Below are 8,046 nucleotides of genomic sequence, written 5' to 3'. Positions count from 1 at the left end.
TCGCCCTCCACTACGTGCGCACCCACCCCGCCTGGCGGCTCAGCCTGCAGAGCCACAAGTGGCTCGGCGTGCGCTGATGGCAGCTCACTGAGCAGCCGCCACAGCTCAGCAGTGCTAGCGGATTGCTAGCATCGAGGCTTGATGGCTGCGGTCATGAACACCCTCGTGCTGCGCGGCGTCCCCGATGCCCTGGTCCGGCGCCTCAAAGCCGTGGCCTCGGCTCACAGACGATCCATGAATCAGGAGGCGATCCTCGCCATTGAGGCCGGCCTGCCCGCCCCGATGCCTCCAGCCAGACCCAGCGTGGCCGAAACCCTCGCCTGGCTCCAGAACGAGGTGTGGACCCTGCCGCAGCTCGATCCACGCAGCGCCGATGCGATCCTCGGCTACGACAGCGATGGCCTCTGCTCCTGATCCCTCCCCCCCAGCCGCAGCAGCAGCAGGGGTGATCGATCTGGTGGTCGACACCAGCGCCGTGCTGGCCGTTCTGCTGGGGGCACCGCCGGCAGCCGCTCTCGTGGAGCAGCTCCACGCCGCGGTGCAACCCGCCGTGGCGGCGCCCACCCGCACTGAAATCCTCCTGGTGGCTCTGGTGAAACTCGGCGAGGTGGGCCGCAACCGTGCGGAACAGTTCCTCGAGCAGCAGGTGATTCTCACCATTCCCTGGGATCAAGCGCTGGCGGATGCAGCTGCCGATGCCTTCCAGCGCTTCGGGCGTGGCCGCCACCCGGCCGGACTCAACTTCGGCGATTGCTTCTCCTACGCCCTGGCCAGGCACTTCCGGGTGCCGCTGCTGTTCGTGGGCGACGATTTCAGCCGCACCGACCTACCAAGTTTGCGGTAGCCCGAGAAGCTGCCTTACCCACAATTCAGTAGTCGATCGGCTCGTTACTTCGAGGCAGTGAAAAGTATTTTTCATGGCCTCCTCACCCACTCACCCAATTCTCTCGCAGATCCACTTGACTCCTCCCATTGGCGATGAGGTGGAGGCAATCACGGTGATGCCGAATTGGCAACCGCCCAACCTGCATCGCGTGATCCGAGGTGTGGTGCTGGGCACGCCACTCACCTTCCTGCTGGTGCTGCTCTGGGAGGGAGGGCTCACCCGCTCCCTCCTGCTCGTGCCCACGTTCGGCAGCATGATCCCCAGCACCGCTCCACGCACGGCAGAGCCCAGCGCACTGCGTCAGCCGTGAGACCGCAACGGTCCAGCCACCCGCAGCGCCGAGGCCCGGCTGGCGAGCAGCCTGGCCAGGCTCACTGCCGCCGCGCTTCCTGCTGGCGGGTTTCGGCCTTCCACAGCCGCCAGCGCACCTGCAGATCCTTCGGGGCGTAGATCACGATCGGCAGGCTGGCGTTGTAGGGCACCACGGTGGGCGGCCCGGCCAGCGGCACGAAGGCGCGCCGCGGCGGCGGCTCCGGCGGGCAGGCCATGCGGGTGGAGGGGCCCAGCTCACCGCCGCTCACCCGGTAGATCGCGTAGCCCCAGCCCGGCAGGCTCTCGCGGCGGATGCGGCCGTTCAGCATCACACGGTTGCAGTCCACCTCCAGCTCCCGCCCCACGATCAGCTCCACCCGCCAGTCGGCCGGGCTGGGGGAGAGCAGCGGATCGGGGCTGGGCCGCAGCACCCCCGGCAGCTGGATCACCCAGCGCACCTCGCCGGCCGCCGGGGCCGGGTAAGGCTTGAGATCCAGCCGCGGCACCGCCCGCACCATCGGGGCGCAGGCCAGCAGGGCCAGCGATCCGGCCCAGCCCAGGGCCAGCAAGCGGCCCGAGCTCCACCCCGCCAGGCGAGCCCTCAGCCGATCCATCACCCGCACCGGCTCCGCCGCAGCTACCTGCAGCCTGGCACGCTCAGATGCGCCGCAGGGCGTCGGTCTTGTCCTGGAAGCTGCCCAGCAGCAACTGCAGGTAGCTGACCTTGCGCAGCTTGATGTTGGCGGTGAGGCTCATGCCCACCTGCAGCGGCAGCCTCTGGCCGCCCTTGAGCCTGAACTGCTGCGAATCCAGGCTCACGATCGCCGGGAAGCGGTAGGTCTTGTTGAGCTCATCGGGCGGCAGCGCGTCGGAGCCGATGCTCTTGAGCCGCCCCTGCAGCACGCCGAAGTCGGTGGCCGGGAAGGAGTCGATCGAGATGTCCACCGGCTTGCCCAGCCGCACGAAGCCGATGTCGGCGCTGCTGATCTCCACCTTTGCCTGCAGATCGGCGAAGGGCACGATCTTCATCACCGGCTCGCTGGTCTGGGCCACGAAGCCCGGCCCCTTGGGCTTGAGGTCGAACACCAGCCCGTCCACGGGCGAGCGGATGTCCTGGTAGCGGATGTTCACCGACAGCTCGGTGAGCCTGCTGCGCAGATCCGCCAGTTCACCGGTGAGCTGCTGGATCGCCTGCTCCAGGATCGCTGTCTGGCGGAGGCGATCCACCTGCACCTTCTCGAGCTGCCCCTCCACATCACGCACCTTGTTGCGCTGCTGCAGGTACTGCAGCTCGGCCACGCCGCCTTCTCGCTGCAGCGCTTCCAATCGCTCGAGGATCTGCCGCTCGAGGCCCACATTGCGGCCGAGCACCTGCTGCTCGGTGTCGTTGAGGTTGAGATAGCGCTCCAGCTCCAGCTGCTTGAGCTGGAGCTGCTGCTGCTTGGCGGCGATTCCCGCTCGGATGCTGCCCTGGCGGTCCACGGTGGCCTCATTGTCGAGCCGCAGCAGGATCTGCCCGGCCTTCACCCGCTCGCCCTCCTTCACCAGGATCTGATCGAGCACCCCGCCCACAGGCATCTGCACGGTCTTCACGTTGCCGATCGGCTCGAGCTTGCCAGGCGCCACCACCACCTCGTCGGTCTTGGCCAGCGCCAGCCAGGCCACCGCCGCACCGGTGGTGCCGATCAGCACCCAGATGATCGTGCGCGCCAGGAAGCGCGACTGCTGCAGCCCCATCGCCTCGCGGTTGGCCTCCACGCGGCTCTCGATCGCCGACTGGGCGGCGCGCACGAGGGCTCCGGGCTTGGCGGACCGTGGCATCAGGCCGACTCCTGCTGACGATAGAGGGCGTAGTAGCGGCCCCGCTGCCCGATCAGGCGTCGTGCGTGCCCTGCTCCACCATGGCTCCCTCGTGCAGCATCACGATCCGATCGGCGCGCCGGATCGTGGACAGCCGGTGCGTGATGAAGAACACCGTGCAGTGCTGCAGGTTGTCGAGCAGGTTGTCGCAGACGCGCCGCTCCGTGTCGTAGTCGAGGGCGCTGGTGGCTTCGTCGAGCACCAGCAGCCGCGGCCGCGACAGCAGGGTGCGGGCCAGGGCCAGGCGCTGCCGCTGGCCGCCGGAGAGATTGGCGCCCCGCTCGCCCACGCTGGCGCTGTAGCCGCCCGGCAGTTCCATGATGAAGTCGTGGGCGCAGGCCAGACGGGCGGCCTCCACGATCGCCTCACTGCTGGCGTCGGGATCGGTGAGGGCGATGTTCTCGGCCACCGAGCCGCTGAACAGCAGCGGCTCCTGGGGCACGATGCCGATCTGGCGGCGCAGCGAATAGAGCTCAACCTTGTCGATGTCGTAGCCGTCGATCAGGATCCGGCCGCTGCTGGGCGAATACAGCCGCGAGAGCAGCTTCATCAGCGTGCTCTTGCCGCTGCCGCTCTGGCCCACCACACCCACGAAGGTGCCGGCGGGAATCGTCAGATCGATGTGGTTGAGCACCAGCGGGCCGCCCGGGCTGAAACGGAAGCACACGTCGTCGAAGCGCACCGCCCCGGCGAGCGGCGGCAGCGGGATCTTGGCCTTGTCGGCCTCATCCGATTCCTCGGGTGTGTCGACCACATCGGCCAGCCGCTCGAAGCTCACCTTCAGCTCCTGGATGCTCTGCCAGATCGAGGAGAGCCTCAGCATCGGCTGGGTCACGTAGCCGGCGATGATCCGGAAGGCGATCAGCTGGCCCAGGGTCATCTCCCCCTGCAGCACCAGGGTTGCCCCNACCCAGAGCACCAGGAGCTGGGAGAGCTTCTGCAGCACCTGCGAGGTCTCGCTCACCACCGTGCCGGTGACCGTCTTCTCGAAGCTGCGGGCGATGTAACCGTTGTAGAGGCTCTGCCACTTCCAGCGGCTGATCATCTCCACGTTCTGGGCCTTCACCGTCTGGATGCCGGTGAGCACCTCCACAAGGTGGCTCTGGGTGCGGGCGTTCTCCTGGGCCGCGTCGCGGTACTGGCGGCGGAACAGGGGCGCTCCCACCACCGTGAGCGCGATCTGGATCGGCAGCACCGCCAGGGCGATCAGCGTGAGCAGCCAGCTGTAGAGCAGCATCACCACCACGTAGATCACCGAGAAGGCCGCATCCAGCAGGGTGGTGAGCGCCTGGCCGGTGAGGAAGTTGCGGATCTTCTCCAGCTCGGCGATGCGGGTGCCCAGCTCTCCCACCGGCCGCCGATCGAAATAGTTGAGCGGCAGCCGCAGCAGGTGATCGATCACCTCCGAGCCCAGGCGCAGGTCGATGCGGTTGGTGGTTTCGGTGAACAGGAAGGTGCGCAGACTCCCGATCACCCCCTCCAGCAGGGTCACCACCACCAGGGCGATGCCGAGCACCTGCAGCGTGTCGAGGCTGCGCTGGCTGATCACCTTGTCGATGATCACCTGGATCAGCAGCGGATTGGCCAGGCTGAACAGCTGCACCACGAACGAGGCCAGCAGCACCTGGAAGAGGATGCCGCGATAGCGCCGCAGCGCCGGCCAGAACCACTCGAAGCCGAAGCGCTGCTCCGGCGTGGTGTTGCGCCGCTCCAGCAGGAGCATCTCGATCCCATCCGGGAACACCTCGGCCAGGTCACCCGGCGCCACCCGCACCAGCCCGTCGAGGGGCGAGGCCACCTCCAGTCCGCGGGCGTTGGCCGCCCGCACCAGCGCGAAGCTCTGCTTCCACACGATCAGGGCCGGCGCCTGCAGCCGGGTGCCGTGGCTGGCCTGCACGCGCACGCCGCTCACGTGCAGACCCATCATCGCGGCGATCTGGCCGCACAGCTGCAGGTCGGGGGTCTGGCCGCGGCGCAGCACATCGCGCAGGATCTTCTCGATCGCATCGCGCCGGAACGGCAGCTTCAGCTCGCGCGCCAGCATCTGGAAGCAGGCGAGCGTTTCCTCCAGTGGCCCCTCACCGCGCAGCAACCGGAAGGGCTCGCGATCGCGCTGGCCCAGATCCAGGGCCGAGGCCAGGGGCGCGACGGCGCCCACCGATCCCCGGACCACAAGCCCCGCCCCGCCATCGGCTGCGTGCTCGGCCGCTCCTCCCTCCGCAGCCGGGACATCGGCCGGCCCCGCACTCAGGCCAGGCTCCAGCCAGTCGGAGGCGATCGCAATCAGCCGCGCCGGCAGGGGCCGACGGGCCCGGGGCGGACCTGAGGCCGGATCCAGCCTCGAACCCAGTGGATGCTCGGGCAGGTTGTGGCTGGCCACCAGCAGCGCCAGCCCTGGCGGCAGTCCCGCCAGGGCCTCCCGGCTGGGCGCCACAAGCCTGGCGCTGCGACGGGCCTCCGCCAACAAGTCCCGCAGGCTGGTCAGCTGGCGCGGATGGGCCGCCACCAGCAGTTGCACCAGAGCCGCCAGCTCGGCGCTGAACAGCTCCTGAGCGCACCAGGCGGCAAAGCCGGGCTCGCTGGCCAGCAGCTCCAGCACCAGCCGATCGGGNATCGCCAGCGCCTCCAGCTCGCCGGCCGCGCTCACCTCCTCACAGGCCTGGGCGCGCAGCAGCGAGGCCAGGCCCACGAAGCTGCCGGGGCCGAGCTTCTCGAGGGTGGCCAGCCGGCCCTGATCGCGGCAGAGCAAGCGGGCCATGCCGGCACTCAGCAGCAGAATCTCACTGGGAATCCGATCGCCATGGCAAAGGGTCTGGCCGGTGCGGAAATGACGCAGCGTGCTGCCGGCACGCAGGGCCGCCAGGCCCGGCGTGCTCAGACCTGCAAAGGCCGGATGGCCGATGAGCGGGTCCAACCCGGCTGTCCGGCTCATCGGGTCCTACCCGGATCGGCCGCCAGCAGCAGCGGCCGCAGCGTCTGCAGCCTCTCCCCAACCGCAGCCTCAAGCCACTGCTCGAGCAGCTCCTGACTCATCTGCTGGGCCATCGCCTCATCAAAGCTGGCCGGCGTGAGCGATTCCAGCTGGAAGACCAGCCACCACTGCTCGATCTGGAACGGCTCCTGAACCACCCCAGGCGCAGCGGTGCGCAGCCGCTCCACCAGCAGCGGGTGAGCCTGGTTCAATGGCACAGGCCCCACGATGCCGCGGGTGCTGCGCTCCGGACCCTCCGCGTGTGCGGCAGCCAGATCGGCGAAGTTGGCCTCCCCCTCCTGGAGCTGCAGGTAGAGCTCGCGGGCCAGGCCGGCATCGCCGAGGCGCAACAGGCTGTAGACCACTCGGTCGAGCTGATTCTTGCGGGCCAGAAAGCGGGCCTCCGCCTTGGGGCGGTAGAGCCGCTCACAGTGACGGCGAAGCCGCAGCGGCCGCTCCACCTGCTCCGCCAGGGCCTCCGGCGTGAGCAGCTGCTCCTGGCGATAGCGCTCCAGATCCTCGCCACTGCTGAGCTTGCGTTCCCGGGCGAATGCCGCCAGCGCCTGCTGGCGGTCCTCCTGGCTGAGCTGCTCCGCCGCCAGCGCCTCTGCGAGCAGGCGCTGGCGCAGAAACGGTCGCAGGAGGCCGCAGCGCGCCAGGGCGGCCAGGGCTTCGACTGGGAGGTCGGCTGGCCGGTCACGGTCTTCGATCTGCTGAGCAGCAAGGGGCAGAGGCAAAGGGTTGTCAGCTCCTTCCCCATCCCCCATCCGGATCCGGATGTCGGCGACGTCGGCCTCCGTTTCCAGTAAGCGCAGGCAAAGCTCACGGGCCAGGGCGGCATCGCTGAGCCCGAGAAGATGATTCACCGAGCGTTCGAGCTGGCACTTGCGGGCCCGGGAACGGGCCTCGACCATCGGCCGGGAGAGCCCCTCGCAATGGCGGAGCAGCCGCAAAGGAAACTCCACCTGCTCCGCCAGGGCCTCCGGCGTGAGCAGCTGTTCCTGGCGATAGCGCTCCAGATCCTCCCTACTGGCGAGGCTGCGGTTCCGGATGAACGCCGCCAGCGCCTGCTGGCGATCCTCCTCGTTCAATTCCACCGCTGCCAGCGCCTCGCTGAGCAGGCCCTGACGCAGGAACGGCCGCTGCAGCCCGTGCCGAGGCGGGGCGGGCGGGGATGCGGGCGGCAAATCGGAAGGCAGGCCGGGGGAACCCATCTGTTCAGCGTTCAGCGGCCTGTGGCTGAGACCGAGCCACGTTGGTGATCCACGTGGTCCGCAAGAGAACGTAAGGACCACATGGTGTCACACATTCCAGAAGGTCGTTCACCTTGTCTTGGGCAGGCTGCCAGCCTGGGGGGATCTCCACCCACCAACCCTGCCGGGTTCATCACCTGGCGGGCCGGGCCCCGCTGGTGCTGACCCAGGCACTGGCTACCCCTCAGCGGCAACCCTGCACCGAGATGCGATAGGTGAAACCGGTGGCCGCCATGTTGTCGGTGGCGCCCACCTTGATGTTCACCTGGGAGACCAGCTTGCCCGGGGTGGTGGGCACGGTGATCGAACCGCCGGTGCCGGGTGTGGGGGTGAAGTTGTCGTTGTAGACGCGCAGGTTGGAGCCGTCGCTGAACTTCAGGAAGGCCTCGATCGGATAGGTGGCGCTCACCGAGGAATCGGCGGTGAAGAAGAGCTTGTAGGTGCTGTAGGGCTTGGTGACGAAGAAGTCGGTGTTCCAGTTGGGGCGGCTGAAGGGCAACGGTTTGCCGGGGCTGATCGTCTTGGTGACGATCTTGGTGACACCGTCGCCGCCCACCGGCGTCAGAAATTCACAGGTCTGGGCGACAGCAGGGCCCGCCGTGGTGAGGGCACTGAAGATCAGCAGGGAAGCAGCACCGCGGGGAAGCATGCGCATGGAGAATCGGTCAGACACCCCACCCTGACCTACGGGGGGCGGCGGCGCCAGGCGGACGCTCAGCGCCAGGGCCATCTGCCAGCCTCAGACGATGGCGTCAGCACCCTCC

7 protein-coding genes and 1 pseudogene are annotated in these 8,046 nt (G+C 68.5%); 3 read left to right on the top strand and 5 right to left on the bottom strand.

Annotated features, from left to right (window positions below; all coding sequences use genetic code 11):
* The first annotated feature begins 153 nt into the window (after window positions 1-153).
* From SYNGFB01_RS09205 to SYNGFB01_RS09195, 3 genes are all read left to right on the top strand, one after another.
* Entirely contained in the window at window positions 154-414 is a 261-nt protein-coding gene (locus tag SYNGFB01_RS09205; protein WP_048017806.1) for a hypothetical protein, read from the top strand.
* The gene (locus SYNGFB01_RS09200; protein WP_161795882.1) at window positions 398-844 is read left to right on the top strand and encodes a type II toxin-antitoxin system VapC family toxin; all 447 of its coding nucleotides are present in this window, start codon (window positions 398-400) and stop codon (window positions 842-844) included. Before SYNGFB01_RS09205 ends, SYNGFB01_RS09200 begins: the two co-directional genes overlap by 17 nt.
* 115 nt (window positions 845-959) lie before the next feature.
* On the top strand, window positions 960-1,196 hold the full coding sequence (locus tag SYNGFB01_RS09195) for a hypothetical protein (protein WP_152669604.1): 237 nt from the start codon (window positions 960-962) through the stop codon (window positions 1,194-1,196).
* A 61-nt stretch (window positions 1,197-1,257) separates the two neighbouring features.
* On the opposite strand, the gene SYNGFB01_RS09190 is transcribed toward SYNGFB01_RS09195, so the two are convergent.
* The 5 genes and pseudogenes from SYNGFB01_RS09190 to SYNGFB01_RS09170 all read right to left on the bottom strand — a co-directional run bounded on the left by SYNGFB01_RS09190 (window position 1,258) and on the right by SYNGFB01_RS09170 (window position 7,937).
* Window positions 1,258-1,812, bottom strand: a complete 555-nt coding sequence (locus tag SYNGFB01_RS09190; protein WP_082325969.1) for an ecotin family protein — start codon at window positions 1,810-1,812, stop codon at window positions 1,258-1,260.
* A gap of 43 nt (window positions 1,813-1,855) precedes the next feature.
* Complete coding sequence (locus tag SYNGFB01_RS09185; RefSeq protein WP_048017804.1) at window positions 1,856-3,019, bottom strand: HlyD family secretion protein; 1,164 nt, start codon at window positions 3,017-3,019, stop codon at window positions 1,856-1,858.
* Window positions 3,019-5,990 (bottom strand): annotated as a pseudogene (locus tag SYNGFB01_RS09180) (ABC transporter transmembrane domain-containing protein). Before SYNGFB01_RS09180 ends, SYNGFB01_RS09185 begins: the two are co-directional and overlap by 1 nt.
* Window positions 5,987-7,243, bottom strand: coding sequence for a peptidylprolyl isomerase (locus SYNGFB01_RS14310; RefSeq protein ID WP_152669603.1), 1,257 nt, complete (start codon window positions 7,241-7,243; stop codon window positions 5,987-5,989). The pseudogene SYNGFB01_RS09180 and the gene SYNGFB01_RS14310 overlap by 4 nt, the downstream one beginning before the upstream one ends.
* 223 nt (window positions 7,244-7,466) lie before the next feature.
* The gene (locus tag SYNGFB01_RS09170; protein WP_048017803.1) at window positions 7,467-7,937 is read right to left on the bottom strand and encodes a hypothetical protein; all 471 of its coding nucleotides are present in this window, start codon (window positions 7,935-7,937) and stop codon (window positions 7,467-7,469) included.
* Window positions 7,938-8,046 lie beyond the last annotated feature (109 nt).

Origin of the sequence: Synechococcus sp. GFB01, assembly GCF_001039265.1 — a bacterium.
Taxonomy (GTDB): Bacteria; Cyanobacteriota; Cyanobacteriia; order PCC-6307; family Cyanobiaceae; genus NIES-981.
Note: the sequence above shows the minus strand (reverse complement) of the source record. Positions and strands in the feature narration are given on the sequence as shown.

Bases quoted from the DNA above. Each gene is read 5' to 3' on its own strand.
- SYNGFB01_RS09205 (WP_048017806.1), top strand. From the start codon at position 154: ATGAACACCCTCGTGCTGCGCGGCGTCCCCGATGCCCTGGTCCGGCGC.
- SYNGFB01_RS09200 (WP_161795882.1), top strand. From the start codon at position 398: ATGGCCTCTGCTCCTGATCCCTCCCCCCCAGCCGCAGCAGCAGCAGGG.
- SYNGFB01_RS09190 (WP_082325969.1), bottom strand. From the start codon at position 1,812: ATGGATCGGCTGAGGGCTCGCCTGGCGGGGTGGAGCTCGGGCCGCTTG.
- SYNGFB01_RS09185 (WP_048017804.1), bottom strand. From the start codon at position 3,019: ATGCCACGGTCCGCCAAGCCCGGAGCCCTCGTGCGCGCCGCCCAGTCG.
- SYNGFB01_RS14310 (WP_152669603.1), bottom strand. From the start codon at position 7,243: ATGGGTTCCCCCGGCCTGCCTTCCGATTTGCCGCCCGCATCCCCGCCC.
- SYNGFB01_RS09170 (WP_048017803.1), bottom strand. From the start codon at position 7,937: ATGCGCATGCTTCCCCGCGGTGCTGCTTCCCTGCTGATCTTCAGTGCC.